Below are 14,887 nucleotides of genomic sequence, written 5' to 3' on the forward strand. Positions count from 1 at the left end.
TTTTTACCGGTTATTTTTCTCTTTCGAGTCGCGTTTCCGTACTATCATGACGGAACAGCCGGCATGCGTTGCCAAGGACTGGGAAACCGAGCCAAGCAGAAATCTGGAAAATGCACCATGACCCTGCGACCCGACTACGATTAAATCGGCATCAAAGGCTTCCGCTTTTTCCAAAATTGCACTTTTGGGAAGGCCATTGACCACCGCTGTTGTTATAGACAATGCGCTATTATTGTCACTTAATGATTTTGAAGCTTCATTAACAAGATCTTCTGCCATTTTCCTTGTATCGAATATGGCTTCTTCATAATAGTTGCCAAGCGTGCCACCAAATGGTAGGACGCCGGGAACAGACGACATGGGATTTTCGGACACATTCAAAATACATACTTCGGTACCCGCAGGCAACGGCAGCGCTGCAAGTTCATCTATGGCGACTTTACTAAAGTCAGAACCATCTATTGCTAATACTATTTTCATGATTTGTCTTTTGGATGATACACTGTCTTTCATTTTTCAGCTTATAACCAATATTTATTATTGGTCCTTCTTGTTCATTCCGCGATTTCGTACAATCATGACCGAACAGCGGGCGTGCATTGCCACCGACTGGGAAACCGAGCCGAGCAGAAACCTTGATACCGCCCCGCGACCTTGTGACCCTACAATTATTAAATCTGCGTTAAAGGCTTCTGCCTCCTCCAAGATCACATTTTTAGGCCACCCGTTCACAACTGCTGTTGTTACCGATAGTCGGGGATTTTTTTCTCGTAACATCTGGACCGCCAGGTCAACGATTTCTTCTGTTGATTTTTTTGCTCGGGACAAGGCCTCTTCATAATAATTACCAAGCCCTCCGCCCATGGAAACTACTCCCGGAGCGGCCACAACAGGACTCTCAAAAACCGATATGATACGAACTTCGGTATCTGACGGCAACGGTAGCGCCGCAAGTTCATCTATGGCCGTCTTACTAAAATCAGAGCCATCTATGGCCAATACTATCCTCATAACTTGAAATTTTATGAATAAAGGCTTTCTATCCTTTATTCTTATTAATAAATGTTTGGGCATCTTCTTGAGAAGTGAAATAATAAACACTTCCGCTGTTTTTATCCTGGACAATAATTGCTAAAGCTTTATCAACTTTTTTATTGTTAAGTGGATTGCTTCCGAAGCGGACATCATCCAGGTTTTTCTGTAACTTTTCAACACAATTTTCACAACATCCGTAATAAGTAGTTCCGTTGGCTTCAATAGGTATTTGGGACACACCCATATATCGGTCGTTGACCATACATACTTTTTCGTTGGGAACGATTTCATAATTTTCGGATGGCATAATGGCTTCATCTGCTGTTAGGGATGTTTCAACAGTTGGCTGGATTTTACTTTCAGCCACTTTCTTTTTCTTGTTGGAACAGGATAGAAATAATATTGAAAACAATAAAAGGATGAATGTACCAATGGATAATTTTCGCATTGGATTTTTAATGGTAATGCCTTGGGTAGTATTGTTTTTCCTATGTGATGGAATAGGTTTCATAGTGTTAATTTTTTAGTGGAATTATAATTTCAGTTTGAATGAGTTTTCGCCAATAGAGGTGTTCGTATAATCCTGACCAGTACATCCCAAAAGTGAAGGCAAATAATAATTCTTCAATGGGGATACCCAAAACAAGGATATGGGTCAGATTTTCTAGGTTCCAGAACAATTCTACATAATCGGGATAGAACGGAAGTATACTTCCAAAATAAACAAAGTACAATGCCGTGAACAGAAACCCACTTATCCAGATTTTGGTCTTTAGGTCCGGACGGCAGTAAAGCGTGGCAATTCCACCTAAAAACATGGCCAATATTCCACAGTAGATATGATTCAAATGCGTGAACAGCGCCAACACCAAAAACGCAAGAACTGGGACGAAAAGAATGTATATGTGAAGTCTGTGCATGGCATGTTTGCGCTCAGTGTGCGGTATTTCAACATACCTTCGCTTAAAAATTAGATTGTACAGTACCGTGCCTATACCTCCGATGGCAAAAGAGAAGATTAGGCTTTCGATATCGAACCCTGTCCTTATCGCCAAATCAAAAAGGGACGGCGGATGCCAATATTCAGGAACGAACAAAGGTTCTGTAAGCCCGAAGGGCATGGTTATCCAACTCATCTTCAGCATTTCTCTTCGAGAATCTTTCTTCATTAGATAGACCACGCCCCAGAGGGCTAGAATAATAAGGGACCATATGAACCAGACATATTGCATAATTTTTACGTTTTTTGGGTTTTTAAATAATCCACGGTTTCTTTTACGGTCAAGGGATATGTAGCATTACCGGTGCGCACGTAAAAGGTCGTGTCCGCACCATCGTTAACGTAAACAGGGTCTTTGGATGGTTCAATGTCTATGACACATATTTCCTTTTCATTGACGACATAAAAGGAAATATGATTGCTGAAACAGGCTTCATGGCCCAGTTGAGTGGATATAATCCTGTAGACCTCCCGCTCGTAGCCATCCCTGTTTTTATGCTTGAGTGTCTTAAAATCCTTTTCCAGGCCCAAAACGCTTCCATCGTCATCAACACCAATAATTAGTTTGCCGCCTTTCGCGTTCATAAAACCTACAATGGTCTTGGCAATGGCCAGTTCCAGTTCGCGGTTGGTGGTTTTCCTAAAATAATCATAGCGGATGGATGACTTAAATTCTACCCGTTCATTCTCGCCGGCATTTACAAGGGCTGCAATATCCTGTTGCAGAAGGCGCTGTTGTGTACCAATAAGTTCATTTTTCTTTTTAAGGATTATCCAAAACAAACCAGAAATGGTTCCCAGAAGTGCCCCTAATAAAGCCAGTAATCCACCCATACCCCGCATATCTAAGGTAAATGATTCAAAAATGCGTTCTTGCAACACTTCTCGAAATAATGAAAATGAAAAGGTCGTATTGCTAAATTCAAACCAATAGAGCACCATGGTAAAAGGATGGACAAGGAAATAGAAAATACCTGTTCCCACGAGTGCATGAATGAATATGGTCCCTATTTTTGATGTAGTCCTTTTAACTTTCATTGGTCGTTTTCCTTAAACTATTTTATATAACCGTGTTCCAGGTTCAGCAACGAATTCCTGCCATCGAACTGGCTGTTGAACAATTTGTTGAAGGTATAGGCCAGGCCTATCTGCACCCGGTGCTGGCTCTCGCCCAGCAAGGGCTGTAGCGCACCATTGTTCTTGTTGTAGCGGTACTGGAATATAAGGTCGAAATTATTTCCCACACGGTACAGGAAATTGCCGATGGCCATATATTGGTTGGTGTTGCCATCTGTATTGGAAAAATCCTTGTACCCGAACCCGGCGGCTATCTGGAAATTGGGCCGTTCCAGCTTGCGGTTCAGGTAGCGGAGCATCCCAAAGGCCGCCGTACTGCGGGAGCGCGTGTAACTGGTATAATCTGTGATGTTTTCAATAGTTGAGAGCCCGTCATTGTAGATGCCCTGTACCTTGAAATCGACGAAATGTACGGGATCGGGCAATATACTGAAGGTGGCGTTCCCTATAAAACTGGTCAAGGTTTCGTTGCTGTCCGCATTGGGCGCCAGATCGGATCTGTCCAATAAAAAGTTGTTCCAGCTAAAGCCTATTTCCCTTAAGAAGTTCCGGTTCCACAACTGGCTTTCCGGTTGGCGATATATAATGCTGCCCCCAAGACCATTGATGGAATAATCATTGGGTTCCTCAAAATCCTGATAATTTTCGGCGTGCAGGGTTACATAGAGGCGCTGCCCAAAGATGCGGGTGTATTCCAGTACGTTCGCATATTGGTTGTCCTCGGTATTGAGGCCGTTGGAGAAGGGGTTGAGCACATAGGTATATTGCAGCGCATCGTCATCGCGTATGGTATTGAACTCGCCCAAAATGGTCTGTGAGGTGGTACGCCCGATCCTTATGATGTTGTTCTTGTTTTCCACAAGTGCCATCACCTGGTTGTAAAAAACCTGCCCCAGGCCGCTATTGGCGTCTGGGAAAGAGAAGCCCAATACCATTTGGCCCCGCCAACCTTTGTACAGTTTTTGGCGGGCGCCAATGAGGAAGTAGGAATCCGAAAAATCGGAAAGGACCTGGTCGCCTTCGTTGAGTACGGGTATGGCCAATGAGGCATTGCCCTGGTTGCTGTAAAAATTTCCCGTAGAAACGGTCTTGATGCCCAGTTCTATTTCGGGCAGCATATCTTCCCTGTTCAATTGCTCCGATCCCGGTAATTGTGCAAAACCCGGCAATGCGAAAAGTGCAAAAAATAGGATTACATATATTTTATTCATGATTATTTTTTTGGTTTATTAATAATTATTCGTCCAGGGCGATCTTGGGGAGCTTATCGTCCCCGAACAGCATCTTGTCCATATTCATTGGTTTGCCCATATCCATATCCATTCCTTCCATTCCCATGCCCTTGTTGAACATGGTGTTGCCACTGTGTTTGGTAATGATGAGTTCATCTTCGGGTAAGTCTTCGTATACCAATGCCAACAAATTTCCTCCAGGGTATAAGCCATTATTGGTCACTTTTCGCGTATCGTGGTCATGAAAGGTCCAGATACCCCTATTGTCCCCCTCAATAATGATATCGAAAGTTTTGCCGGGCGTCAACGGCACCGTGTTGCGTTTCCAAGGATGAGATAAAGGAATTCCGTCATCGGCCACCATCCAGAAGTCATGCCCGTGCAGGTGGAGGTTATGTATCTCTGCACCAGCATTGATAAGGCGTACCCGTATCTTTTCGCCCGATTTTATAAAAAGGTACGGGGTCTCGGGATACGACTTGCCGTTTACGGTGAACCAGTCTGCCTGTGGCAGGCTTGCCGGGGCCCTGCGGCTCAATGCATAGGGCGGCTCCCATCCGTTCTTGATGGATTCGGCAAACTGGTCGTGGTTATTGAACACGGCCCAGCGCTCCGGATCGAAGCGGCCTTCCTTCATAAGGTAGTTGCGTTCCTTCATACGATCCAGCATCCGGTTCATCTCATTGCGGATGTAGTTGACGTCGTGCGCACCATATACCAAGGTATATTCCCGTTCGTACGGAAACTGTTTTTTAATAGGATCGTCTGGATCCTCTACGATTATGCTCCCGAACATCCCAGCCTGCATGTGCATGACCGTGCCCCAATGGCAGTGGTAAAAATGGGTGCCCACGGGTTTTGCCTCAAATTCGTAAATAAATTCGTTCTCCGGCATTACCGGCAGCTGGCTCACGTAGGGGACCCCGTCCATACGCCAGGGCACATAGATACCGTGCCAGTGTATGGTGTGGTTGATGCCGGTTTTGTTCTTGAATTTCACCCGTACTTTATCGCCATAGTCGACCCGTATCTCAGGGCCGGGAATCATATCGTTAAAGGCCAAGGTGTGATATTTAAAACCCGGGGCGGGTTCGTGTACCTTGATATCGATGTAAAGTTCAAATTCTTTCCATTCGCCATTTTTTTTAAAGGGTAGGGGTTGTGTTAAGCGTTGTTTGTTGGCCTCCTTGGCACTTTCGGCCAAGAGATTGCCGGGAAAAAACAGCATGCCCGCCGTAGATACGGCACCCGTTGCCAAAAAATTTCTTCTGTCCATAATTTTAGAGTCTTTAATAATTTTAAGGTTTTATTTGGCTTTAAGTTGTGCATTATAAAAAGCGGCGATCAGAGCACCCGTGAGCCAGGCAATGATAAAGGTCTGGACAATGCCAATAAGTGCCTCCCAAATTGGCACGTCTACCCGTATTATACTGGTGGTGTCCAAGCCGTGCAACAGGCTGTTGAAAAAGGTTATGCTTCCTTCTTGTCCTGCTGTGGCCAAAACGATCATGCAGCCGGCGTAGAGGATTGCAGCGGTCAGCCCCATGGCAAAACCGAATTTTTTAACATTGATACGATTCATGATTCCTGTTTTAATGTTTATTGTTGTTATTATTCATTTATGAGTTTGTTCATGTGTCAAAACCAAAGTCGGGGTCAATGGTTGCGCTCAAGGCTCTTTTTGTATTCCATTTTATTGTGCATGGCTTTTTCCAATTCCTCATGCTCCAAAGTGTGGTCACAAAAGGTGTCGCTCAAAAGGCTGTCATTGGCAATGACCGGCATAAAATGGTGGGTGGTCAGTAGCATAAGGTCAGGATATCTAGTGATCATATTGCTCAATTTGTTCGCAAGTATGGTATCCTTAGCCGCCTCTTTTACGAGTTCGTCCACCATCATTCCCATGGCATGGTCGTTATCCATCATCTTGGCAATGTATTTTTTGCCCAGATCGTGGTCTTCGACCATCAAGGTCAAAACCTCCTCTTGTTGTGACGGGTCCTTAAGCATATCCTTTACAGCACTTTCCTGTTTTTGTGCACAGGCCGATAATGTGAAAACGGCCAATACAATCCCTATTGCTTTTTTGATTTCTGTTTTCATTTTGATTCATTTTAAGTGTTACTAATTGCTGCTACTTCCTAGTGTCATGTTAAAGTAGAAATGACACTATTCTGACTTTAGAATCCTTTTTGATTCCTCAAATTCCTCTTTTGTAATTTCCCCATTGGCAAATCTTTTTTTGAGAATTGCGAGAGGGTCTTCCTTCTTTGATTTTCGGTAAGGGATGTCGTATGGCACAAAGAATATCCATATTAAAAGAATGAACCATATGATCCACCATACGAAGTGCATACCGCCCCAGTGTCCGTCGAAAAAATGCATAGTTTTAGGTTTAAAGGTTAATAGTTGTTTGTCTTTCCTATTTTAAAAGTTTCTTTGATCGCTCATATTCCTCCTTGGAAATCTCGCCCTTGGCAAACCGGATTTTGAGCATTGTGGCCGGATCGTCTTCTATGGTTTCTGTGTAAGTTGTACTGGAAGGTGCAAAAAATATCCAGCCTAAGGCCACGATCCAAATGGCCCACCAGATAAGGTGCATGCCCCAAAAAAATCCATCTTTGTAAAACATGTTCTAAATTTTAAGGTTCGTATTATTTTAAATGATCTCTGTAATGGTATAGCCGTCAAGTTCATTGAGTTGCCCTTGCAGTTCTTCGACCGTAAGCTTCTTGTTCATGCTGATGATCGTCTTTCCTTTCGGGCTTAAAAAGATTTCGGCCTTCTCTATGGCCGGGTGCGCTTCCAAGGTTTTTCTTACCCTTGTGATACAGCCGCCACAACTTATTCCGTTTATTTGATATTTATGTTTCATTTGTTTCTATTTATTTCTAATGGTGCCGATGCCCTTTGTGTTCTTCTTCTTCTTCTTCAGTACCTGCTATCGATTCTGCCTTACGGTGTTCATGATCGGCACCTCCATGGCCGGCGTGGCCTTGACTGCCGCTCTTATGCCCGCCATGCCTGCCATGACCCCCGTGCGGTATTAAAAGATGTACTGCAAACATTAGAAGGATAAAGGCAAAAATTCCATTGTAGCCTGTGATACCCAGTGCCGGGGCGAAAAAAATTAACAGTAACGGAATACCGCAACCGATGACCATCCAAATCCAATGACCTTTCATGATTTCTATTTATTAGTGTTAAATGTTATATTCTTTAATGATGATCGCCATGGCTTTGGCTTTTGCTCAATTCGAGTTCGCCTCGTTCCCTGGCTTCTAATTCACTTTCTTCTATCATTTTTTTGCACGACTCCATACAATCTTCACTCATCATTCCGTTTTCGTGCATCATTTGCATCATTGAATTCATTGTTTCCGGACTTTTCATCATTCTGTCCATCATTGCGTGCATCACAGGTTGATCGCCCATCATGTTTTTCATTATCATGCTGTCTTTCATCATCATCTGCATTCCGCCACCCTGCATCATATGGCCCATCATCTTTTGGTTGCCCTGCATCATCTGCATGGCATGGTCGTTGGTTTGCATATTGTCCATGAATTGGGTCATATAGCTGTGATTACTGGCAATTGCATCAAAGAGTTCCGTTCTCGTTTGTGAATTTTCAAGCATTGCATTAGGATCTGTTTTCTGTTCGCAACTGGATAGACTTATTAAGCCCATTGCCAATAAAATAATTGTTATCGTTCTCATCATATTTGATTTTTAATTGCTACTTATTTTCGTCAATTCTATTTTTCCATTCCCTAAACTTAAAGTTGAGGGAATTTTGCTATTATTGTGTTACATAAGAAAGAGGAAGAGTTATATTTTTCCCACATTCTTTGTATTAATGTTCGTGCCTAAAAAGAGCCTCAAACCTAGCTGACGGCGAGGTAGGGTTTGAACCAAAAAGGCTTTTATTCGAACAATTTTTACCATGGACTACAAATTCTCTAGATATTTAATTCGTTTCTTTTTCCGTTTTTTATAATAAGATGGGGCGAACCCCGTAACGTTTTTAAACTGGTTCGACAAATGTGAGACGCTACTGTAGGACAGCTTATAGGATATTTCCGTTAGATTCAATTCATCATACAGCAACAGTTGTTTGACGCGCTCAATTTTGTTTAAAATAATGTACTGCTGAATGGTGATTCCCTTTACTTCGGAAAATGTATTTGCCAAATAGGTATAGTCATAACCCAGTTTTTCGTTGATGTAATCCGAGTAGTTTACCTTGGGCAATTCATCGGAATAATGGACCATTTCAATAATTAAGGCCTTAATCTTTTCAACCATGATCCTCCGCTTATCTTCAAGCAGTTCCAGACCGCAGGCCTTCAGGTTTTTACGTAGCTGATCTCTTTGGAAATCAGTGATATTCCCAAGGATTTCGATGGATCCAAGGTCTACGTTGACATAACGCAGGCCCAGCTTTCGCAGTTCTTGCTCTACCACCATCTTACAGCGCAAACTCACCATATGTTTGATGTATATAAATATTTTGTTTTCATATTAAATTAGTGTCGTTGATAAAAGTAGCTGTTACCATAAGCCTTTGTCTGCATAATTTTCGTTCTTCCTTATATAATTTCGTCAAGGAAGCTCCGTTTCCAGATTTGGCTGTTTTTATAATCCGTCATGCTTACTCCGGTAACGTTCTTGAACTGACTGGACAAATGGTTCACGCTACTGTAATCGAGTAGATAGGCTATGTCCGAGAACCCATGCTGTTGCAACTGTATGAGCTCTTTGACCCTTTGGACCTTCAGTTTTATAAAGTACTTTTCAATCGTGACGTTCTCTTTTTTGGAGAAAACCTTGCTCAACATCTTATAATCCCGATGTAGTTCCGCTGCCAAATGTTCTGAAGTCTTTTCCTTAATATGTAAAGGAAGGTCTGTTACAAGTTCGATTAAGGTGATCTTGATATTCTCAACGATCATTTCCTCCTCGTTCTTGGCGATTTCAAATCCGTTGGAATGAAGCACCTCCGCTATTTTCAAATCGATTTTTTTATCGATTTCAGTAGTGATACGGACTGATAGTTTGCCCAGTTCAAGGGAAAGCACTTCTACACCGATTTCTTCAAGGTCTTGCTTTATGACCTTAAGGCACCGACTGCAGACCATATTCTTGATCCAGTATTCTCTCTGAGAATCCATACTTTAGGGTTTATTAAATGTTCTAATTGCTTGTGTCCATAAGGACTCATTATTATTTGGTATTTTGACCAATTGGAGCGAGTGTCGTTGGAATAAAGGGTACGACATTAGAGGGCAGAACGCGATGTCGGCCAATAAGAAGTACAGATTATTGGATCAATAATCTGTTTGAATAAAAATCAAATAAGGAAAGTTTCATGAAGCACAAGAATGTCCTTCTCGATCCATGGCGGATCGTAATTTACAAAGGGAACGATGTTTTTATCTAGCCCTTCAAATCGATTTATATAGGTGTAAAAAAAGCTATGTAAGAAAACATAGTTTTCGATGCTGAATTCCGCGGTAACCTTTTTAACGTTGTCATCACCGGCCTTGCTAAATGTTTCATTCCTGCAACAATCCTCGGCTCCTACAGAACACTCCTTGGAAGGACTTTCGCTTTTTTGAACTTTATCATCACAAGATTTTGCCTTACCAAATACGGCAATATCCACTAATTTGTTACAACAGAAATGCATATCAGCGCTAAAGGATGTGGTCGCAAAAAGTATTGCGAACGTCAAACCGATGGATACTATTTTACGTAAAAAGCGCTTCATACTCTAAAATTAGCAAAAAACTGTTTAAGTTTTAAAATTAAGGGTCAATTTGAAAAATATATAATAATCTAATTTTTATGTAGTTAGAATCAATTTAAATGATATTATTTTTCAAAAGTAACGTAAGTGATCAAACACAAACATGACGATCGTCATGTTTGTAAAAAAACAGTTGAATCCTCCAAAAGCCCTTAAGTAGAGAAGAGCAGTACCTAATTTCAATAAAAATCCAATCAACTTTTACGTCAACAACGTTCCATTTTCATCCCATTCGGCCATGATTCCCCTTCTATTCTGATCTATGCATTTTGCAAGCCACTCTTCCTCGTAGGCTACGCCGTGCTGTTTCAAGACATCTTCGGGTACACCATCCCATACATTGGGTGTATTACCTTTATAGCCCAAATCTTGTATCCCGATTTCCGAGGTGTAATAACCGGTAAGCGTCAAATTTCGCATCAAGGAAAAAAACTGTATTTCCATGGGGAGTTCGTTCTCCGGAACCGATATATCGGGATAGGCAATGGTGTCCAATAGTTGTTTTTGCCGGTCTTCGGAAGCCGATTTGAATTCCGTGCCAAATTGGGTATTGCTCTCGTGGTCCAACCACATGAGCCCGCCCCTGAGGGTTGTCTGCATTTCCGGAATATCCTTGGCCATAAATTCGATGAAATCCGGTACCCCTGCTTCCGTTGCGCTGCCAAATTTATCATCAGCGGGCAAAATCAGATCGCTCAAAACGGCAATGGTACCCAATTCGTGTCCGTTGAAAAATTGCTCCGCTTCCAGTTCCACGATCCGTTCCTTCTCCTTTGGGGTCCGGCCATATTTGTAACTATATCCCTCAAGTATCTGGGCATCTTCCGCCTTGGCCTCCGCTTCCGGTTTGCAGCCGTGAACCGCCAATCCACCGGCGACCGAGCCTAGTATAATCGATTTTATGCTATTCCGTCTATCCATTTTCCTATATGTTTTGCTGTTTCAACTGTTCTATTATATAGTCGGATGTTCTCCAGGAGAGCGCCAAGATGGTCCAGGTGGGGTTCTTGTCGGCCTGGGAAACAAAGGGCCCGGCATCGACGATAAATACATTGTCGGTATCGTGGAGTTGCTGAAACTTGTTCACTACGGAGGTCTTGGGGTCATTGCCCATTCTGGTCGTGCCCACTTCATGGATGATCCATCCCGGTGGCGATATACCATAGTCCTGTTCCTTGGTGGGTTTTGCGCCCAAGGCTTCCCCGCCCATATTGTGGATCAGTTCCTCAAAAGTGTCCTGCATGTGCCTTACCTGCTTTCGTTCGTGATCCGACCATTTGTAGTTGAACCGAAGCACCGGAATTCCGAACTCATCTACTTTGGTAGGATCTATTTCACAATAGTTGTCCTTCATGGCGATGGACTCTCCCCGACCACCAAAACCAATTACGGAACCATAGTATTTTTTGACATCTTCCCTGAGGACATTGCCATAACCTCCCACTTTAGTGCCAAAAAATTTATTGAACTCGTTCGCATTGAAGCCGAACCCATAGTTGGGCATGCCCATTCCGCCCCATACCTCAATATGGTATCCGCGGGGGAAGTCCAATTTCTTATTGTCGCCCCACCAAGGGGAATATACGTGCATGCCCCCCACGCCGTCCTCGTTATAGGAAATTTTCCGGTTCATCAGATCCGGAATAAAGGCCGCCCTACTCGCCCCCGTGGAATCGTGAAGATATTTTCCGACAATATCGCTGCTGTTGCCCAATCCGTTCGGGTGTTGGGCACTTTTGGAATTCAAGAGTATCCGGGCCGAGCTGCAGGCAGATGCGGCAAGGACGACGACTTTGCCCTTTAACTTATATTCCTTTCTATCCTCTTTATTGATGTAGGAAACGCCGGTTGCCTTACCTTCTTCGTTGGTGGTAACCTCCCTTACCATGGCATTTAGGAACAGATCGATCTGGCCGCCGTTTTTCTGTGCCGGGAAGATCAAACAGGTTTCCGCCGAGAAATCGGCATATACCATGCAGGCCCTGGAGCATTGCGCGCAATAAAAACAGATGCCCCTATCCTCATTTATCATTTTGGTCAGGATCGACATCCTTGAGGGATAAACGGGTATATTCGATTTCCGTGCCCCACGGATGTAAAAAAGCTCGTGCAATCGAGGTTTGGGTGGGGGCAGAAAGAATCCATCGGGATCGTTGGGCAAGCCCTCGTTGGTGCCGAAAACCCCGATTAATTTATCTACTTTGTCATAATAGGGTTTTACATCCTCGTAGCCAATGGGCCAGTTATCGCCCAATCCATCCTCGTTTTTGTGTTTAAAATCCTTCGGGCCAAAGCGCAATGAAATCCTGCCCCAATGATTGGTCCGACCGCCCAACATTCGCGATCGGAACCACTTAAAATTACTCCCGTCACTGTTTGTGTAAGGCTCTCCTTCGATATCCCAACCTCCGTATGCGCTGTCAAAATCGCCAAAAGGCCTGACGGTATTCGCCCCTCTCCTTGGAGATTCCCAAGGCCATTTTAATTGCGTCATCAGTTCGGGATCCTTGGGGTCAAAGAACGGCCCGGCCTCCACAATGGCTACCTTTAGTCCCGAATCGGCGAGTATTTTGGTCGCCATGCCACCACCTGCGCCGGAGCCGACTATGACTACATCGTATAGGGTCGAAGATTCTTTTATCTGCATAACAATTTTCTTATGTAATAAATTGGGTAGTAAGACCTGTTCAGAGTAAGCGAAACCCCACATTCGGCTTTAGTGAACAGGTCCTTGTAAAAACGATTTGAATTATTTTGCCATTTTCGTCAGCCTGCATTTTAATTCATTTAGGCTTATCATTTTGTCGTCTAGATTCTTTCATGTTAAGCCCAAAGGAAACAAGGCAATAAACTCCTGTCAAAAGACGAGGGGTCCTCCATTATTTTCCTAGCATCGCATTGACATCGTAATCCTGCAGCCCACTGCGTTTCTTTTCATGAATATTATGTCTTGTCGAAGTTAAAAGTATCTGTTCCCAGCAATCTTTATCTACATAATTTTCTTTCTTTTTTATATAATTTCCCTCTAATACTTTCTATTGAATTCTTGGTTTTCAAAAAAGACTATGGTTGTTTTTGTATAAACACTCTCAGCACAGCACTAAGAATAGGTGTGTGGTTTTGGGCATAATACAGTATATATGTGGGTGGTCAAATACTTAAATTTGGCCCATGTCTAGATATTGTATATTTTATTTCATTTACAATATGCACTGAAGTCCACATATGTGTTATCTGCATACGATTTTCAAGTAAAAGACGTTTAAAATTTAAAAGTTATATGTTATGGAAAGAAAACAGTTTTTACGAAGTTTGGGTGCCGGTGCCGCATTCGCAATTGTTTTTCCGTGTGTTCAAGGTTGTTCCAAAGATGGTAACGGAGACGTTTCCCCAGAGGATATGAGACCTATCCCTGCCGGAATCGATTTTAATATAGACCTTAGCTCCAACGAGGGTAATGGCTTACAGAACAACGGCGATTATATTTTGAAGGACTATGTGGTCGTAGTTAAAAATTTAGAAGGTAATTTTGTGGCGGCCAGTCAGATATGCAGCCATCAACAGACCGAGGAAGTTAGGTTTGTGGAGAACGACGGCGGTATTTACTATTGTTCTGCCCATGGCGCACGCTTTGACCAAACCGGAAAGCCCTTGAACAGTATTACGAGCAACCCTTTGAAAATATTCCAGACAGAACTTACGGGAAACCTACTTCGGGTCTTTGAATGAATTGGACTAGGTTCTGGGTATCTTTTCAATTTTCACATTTTTCAATTCGATGAGCGAGAGCTCCTCCAGTTGGTCATTTTCAAAAGCCTTCTCGATTTCATCAAAATCAATGCCGTCCTTTATTTTAGGTTGTAGGTTACGGTAATCCTGTATTACGACCCCATTAACGTTGCGCTGGTTGTATGCTTCCCGAAACCGCATTCCCCCTTTGCCGGTAAAGTATTTGTAAGCCAGATAATCCATACTATAATCCTCAACATCGAACCAATAGAGGAACACATCCTCAAAATCATCGCCACCGCCCTCTTGCTTAAAAGTAACACGGATTTTATAGTACTCCTTACTTTTTATCACGCTTCTACCTTGGTCTTCTACAATGACCGCGGGATCTTTGAGCCAAAGGGGCAAAAACGCAAAATACATCACTGAATTTACCGAATTGGTATAGGCTTTCTCTCTTTTTTCGGTAAGGCTTATCAAGGTATCGGCCACATAGCGGACCAGCCCCTTATTGGTATAGACATCCCGTATTTCCGTGCTATCGCCTTTCTTGCCGATTCTTGTGTATTCAAATCGCCCCTGGTTTCTTTTGTATTTATAATGATAATCCCGAAAATCAAATGAAGCCTTTGCATTTTTCAATTTTTCGGTTCCCGAAACTGCTATCGCCTTATCGATGATATCTTTTTGCGCAAAGGAAAGACTAAAAGATAGTATGGATATGATTATTGGAATCGAAAAAAAGAATGGTTTGTTGCTTACTTGTTTCATATAGTTCTTGATCGGTCCAGTTGTTTTTTGGCAATTCATTTTATTTCTTGTTTGTTGGTATTCCCTTATTTTTTTCATTAATAGCTTTGGTCTCCGTATGTAAAAAGTCCGGTGCCAAGAACTGTATCCGTTCCCGTATTTTTTTTGCCTTATCTTCTTCCCCGGTACTGACATATCGCAAATAACGATGGTTATTTTTAAATTTTTGGTCGTCCCTTTTAGATAATTCAG

The 14,887-nt window shown here is 42.7% G+C and carries 21 protein-coding genes; 1 reads left to right on the forward strand and 20 read right to left on the reverse strand.

Translation table 11 applies throughout. The annotated features are described in order from the left end of the window. Nucleotides 1–3 precede the first annotated feature (3 nt). From D2V05_RS14130 to D2V05_RS14220, 19 genes are all read right to left on the reverse strand, one after another. A complete protein-coding gene (locus D2V05_RS14130; RefSeq protein ID WP_119648606.1) occupies nucleotides 4–480 on the reverse strand; it encodes a universal stress protein in 477 nt (158 codons plus the stop codon). Nucleotides 481–537: 57 nt separating this feature from the next. Beyond that, nucleotides 538–1,011: a universal stress protein gene (locus D2V05_RS14135; RefSeq protein WP_119648607.1), complete on the reverse strand. Its 474-nt coding sequence runs from the start codon at nucleotides 1,009–1,011 to the stop codon at nucleotides 538–540. Between the two features lie 28 nt (nucleotides 1,012–1,039). Beyond that, on the reverse strand, nucleotides 1,040–1,546 hold the full coding sequence (locus D2V05_RS14140) for a hypothetical protein (protein ID WP_119648273.1): 507 nt from the start codon (nucleotides 1,544–1,546) through the stop codon (nucleotides 1,040–1,042). A 4-nt stretch (nucleotides 1,547–1,550) separates the two neighbouring features. Then, nucleotides 1,551–2,204 (reverse strand): lycopene cyclase domain-containing protein, encoded by a 654-nt coding sequence (locus D2V05_RS14145; RefSeq protein WP_235855468.1) that lies wholly within the window; start codon nucleotides 2,202–2,204, stop codon nucleotides 1,551–1,553. 68 nt (nucleotides 2,205–2,272) lie between these two features. Then, nucleotides 2,273–3,073, reverse strand: a complete 801-nt coding sequence (locus D2V05_RS14150; protein ID WP_119648275.1) for an AlbA family DNA-binding domain-containing protein — start codon at nucleotides 3,071–3,073, stop codon at nucleotides 2,273–2,275. A gap of 17 nt (nucleotides 3,074–3,090) precedes the next feature. After that, a complete protein-coding gene (locus tag D2V05_RS14155) occupies nucleotides 3,091–4,323 on the reverse strand; it encodes a hypothetical protein (protein WP_119648276.1) in 1,233 nt (410 codons plus the stop codon). Nucleotides 4,324–4,348: 25 nt separating this feature from the next. Further along, complete coding sequence (locus D2V05_RS14160; protein WP_119648277.1) at nucleotides 4,349–5,620, reverse strand: multicopper oxidase family protein; 1,272 nt, start codon at nucleotides 5,618–5,620, stop codon at nucleotides 4,349–4,351. Nucleotides 5,621–5,650: 30 nt separating this feature from the next. After that, complete coding sequence (locus tag D2V05_RS14165) at nucleotides 5,651–5,926, reverse strand: DUF5676 family membrane protein (RefSeq protein ID WP_119648278.1); 276 nt, start codon at nucleotides 5,924–5,926, stop codon at nucleotides 5,651–5,653. Nucleotides 5,927–6,000: 74 nt separating this feature from the next. Beyond that, entirely contained in the window at nucleotides 6,001–6,447 is a 447-nt protein-coding gene (locus tag D2V05_RS14170; protein WP_119648279.1) for a hypothetical protein, read from the reverse strand. Nucleotides 6,448–6,513: 66 nt separating this feature from the next. After that, the gene (locus D2V05_RS19905) at nucleotides 6,514–6,729 is read right to left on the reverse strand and encodes an SHOCT domain-containing protein (RefSeq protein WP_119648280.1); all 216 of its coding nucleotides are present in this window, start codon (nucleotides 6,727–6,729) and stop codon (nucleotides 6,514–6,516) included. 37 nt (nucleotides 6,730–6,766) lie between these two features. Continuing rightward, nucleotides 6,767–6,976, reverse strand: a complete 210-nt coding sequence (locus D2V05_RS14180) for an SHOCT domain-containing protein (protein ID WP_119648281.1) — start codon at nucleotides 6,974–6,976, stop codon at nucleotides 6,767–6,769. 27 nt (nucleotides 6,977–7,003) lie between these two features. Beyond that, nucleotides 7,004–7,219, reverse strand: coding sequence for a heavy-metal-associated domain-containing protein (locus D2V05_RS14185; protein ID WP_119648282.1), 216 nt, complete (start codon nucleotides 7,217–7,219; stop codon nucleotides 7,004–7,006). 16 nt (nucleotides 7,220–7,235) lie between these two features. After that, nucleotides 7,236–7,529, reverse strand: a complete 294-nt coding sequence (locus tag D2V05_RS14190) for a hypothetical protein (protein ID WP_203583837.1) — start codon at nucleotides 7,527–7,529, stop codon at nucleotides 7,236–7,238. 34 nt (nucleotides 7,530–7,563) lie between these two features. Beyond that, a complete protein-coding gene (locus tag D2V05_RS14195; protein ID WP_313786754.1) occupies nucleotides 7,564–8,067 on the reverse strand; it encodes a hypothetical protein in 504 nt (167 codons plus the stop codon). A 228-nt stretch (nucleotides 8,068–8,295) separates the two neighbouring features. Further along, entirely contained in the window at nucleotides 8,296–8,835 is a 540-nt protein-coding gene (locus D2V05_RS14200) for a helix-turn-helix domain-containing protein (protein ID WP_119648284.1), read from the reverse strand. Between the two features lie 101 nt (nucleotides 8,836–8,936). Next, nucleotides 8,937–9,518 (reverse strand): helix-turn-helix domain-containing protein, encoded by a 582-nt coding sequence (locus D2V05_RS14205; protein WP_119648285.1) that lies wholly within the window; start codon nucleotides 9,516–9,518, stop codon nucleotides 8,937–8,939. Nucleotides 9,519–9,697: 179 nt separating this feature from the next. Next, nucleotides 9,698–10,117 (reverse strand): HYC_CC_PP family protein, encoded by a 420-nt coding sequence (locus D2V05_RS14210; RefSeq protein ID WP_119648286.1) that lies wholly within the window; start codon nucleotides 10,115–10,117, stop codon nucleotides 9,698–9,700. Nucleotides 10,118–10,357: 240 nt separating this feature from the next. Continuing rightward, nucleotides 10,358–11,077: a gluconate 2-dehydrogenase subunit 3 family protein gene (locus tag D2V05_RS14215; protein WP_119648287.1), complete on the reverse strand. Its 720-nt coding sequence runs from the start codon at nucleotides 11,075–11,077 to the stop codon at nucleotides 10,358–10,360. A 4-nt stretch (nucleotides 11,078–11,081) separates the two neighbouring features. Beyond that, nucleotides 11,082–12,803 carry a GMC family oxidoreductase gene (locus D2V05_RS14220; protein ID WP_119648288.1) on the reverse strand — a complete coding sequence of 574 codons (1,722 nt, stop codon included), beginning with the start codon at nucleotides 12,801–12,803 and terminating at the stop codon, nucleotides 11,082–11,084. Between the two features lie 638 nt (nucleotides 12,804–13,441). Between D2V05_RS14220 and D2V05_RS14225 the strand changes: the two genes are divergently transcribed. Next, nucleotides 13,442–13,885, forward strand: a complete 444-nt coding sequence (locus tag D2V05_RS14225; RefSeq protein ID WP_119648289.1) for a QcrA and Rieske domain-containing protein — start codon at nucleotides 13,442–13,444, stop codon at nucleotides 13,883–13,885. Between the two features lie 6 nt (nucleotides 13,886–13,891). On the opposite strand, the gene D2V05_RS14230 is transcribed toward D2V05_RS14225, so the two are convergent. After that, a complete protein-coding gene (locus tag D2V05_RS14230) occupies nucleotides 13,892–14,656 on the reverse strand; it encodes a DUF6503 family protein (protein WP_220473563.1) in 765 nt (254 codons plus the stop codon). Nucleotides 14,657–14,887 lie beyond the last annotated feature (231 nt).

It is taken from the genome of Flagellimonas pelagia, assembly GCF_003584135.1.
GTDB lineage: Bacteria > Bacteroidota > Bacteroidia > Flavobacteriales > Flavobacteriaceae > Flagellimonas > Flagellimonas pelagia.

Coding starts and splice junctions, on each gene's coding strand:
- D2V05_RS14130 (WP_119648606.1), bottom strand. CDS start 480: ATGAAAATAGTATTAGCAATAGATGGTTCTGACTTTAGTAAAGTCGCC.
- D2V05_RS14135 (WP_119648607.1), bottom strand. CDS start 1,011: ATGAGGATAGTATTGGCCATAGATGGCTCTGATTTTAGTAAGACGGCC.
- D2V05_RS14140 (WP_119648273.1), bottom strand. CDS start 1,546: ATGAAACCTATTCCATCACATAGGAAAAACAATACTACCCAAGGCATT.
- D2V05_RS14145 (WP_235855468.1), bottom strand. CDS start 2,204: ATGAAGAAAGATTCTCGAAGAGAAATGCTGAAGATGAGTTGGATAACC.
- D2V05_RS14150 (WP_119648275.1), bottom strand. CDS start 3,073: ATGAAAGTTAAAAGGACTACATCAAAAATAGGGACCATATTCATTCAT.
- D2V05_RS14155 (WP_119648276.1), bottom strand. CDS start 4,323: ATGAATAAAATATATGTAATCCTATTTTTTGCACTTTTCGCATTGCCG.
- D2V05_RS14160 (WP_119648277.1), bottom strand. CDS start 5,620: ATGGACAGAAGAAATTTTTTGGCAACGGGTGCCGTATCTACGGCGGGC.
- D2V05_RS14165 (WP_119648278.1), bottom strand. CDS start 5,926: ATGAATCGTATCAATGTTAAAAAATTCGGTTTTGCCATGGGGCTGACC.
- D2V05_RS14170 (WP_119648279.1), bottom strand. CDS start 6,447: ATGAAAACAGAAATCAAAAAAGCAATAGGGATTGTATTGGCCGTTTTC.
- D2V05_RS19905 (WP_119648280.1), bottom strand. CDS start 6,729: ATGCATTTTTTCGACGGACACTGGGGCGGTATGCACTTCGTATGGTGG.
- D2V05_RS14180 (WP_119648281.1), bottom strand. CDS start 6,976: ATGTTTTACAAAGATGGATTTTTTTGGGGCATGCACCTTATCTGGTGG.
- D2V05_RS14185 (WP_119648282.1), bottom strand. CDS start 7,219: ATGAAACATAAATATCAAATAAACGGAATAAGTTGTGGCGGCTGTATC.
- D2V05_RS14190 (WP_203583837.1), bottom strand. CDS start 7,529: ATGAAAGGTCATTGGATTTGGATGGTCATCGGTTGCGGTATTCCGTTA.
- D2V05_RS14195 (WP_313786754.1), bottom strand. CDS start 8,067: ATGATGAGAACGATAACAATTATTTTATTGGCAATGGGCTTAATAAGT.
- D2V05_RS14200 (WP_119648284.1), bottom strand. CDS start 8,835: ATGGTGAGTTTGCGCTGTAAGATGGTGGTAGAGCAAGAACTGCGAAAG.
- D2V05_RS14205 (WP_119648285.1), bottom strand. CDS start 9,518: ATGGATTCTCAGAGAGAATACTGGATCAAGAATATGGTCTGCAGTCGG.
- D2V05_RS14210 (WP_119648286.1), bottom strand. CDS start 10,117: ATGAAGCGCTTTTTACGTAAAATAGTATCCATCGGTTTGACGTTCGCA.
- D2V05_RS14215 (WP_119648287.1), bottom strand. CDS start 11,077: ATGGATAGACGGAATAGCATAAAATCGATTATACTAGGCTCGGTCGCC.
- D2V05_RS14220 (WP_119648288.1), bottom strand. CDS start 12,803: ATGCAGATAAAAGAATCTTCGACCCTATACGATGTAGTCATAGTCGGC.
- D2V05_RS14225 (WP_119648289.1), top strand. CDS start 13,442: ATGGAAAGAAAACAGTTTTTACGAAGTTTGGGTGCCGGTGCCGCATTC.
- D2V05_RS14230 (WP_220473563.1), bottom strand. CDS start 14,656: ATGAAACAAGTAAGCAACAAACCATTCTTTTTTTCGATTCCAATAATC.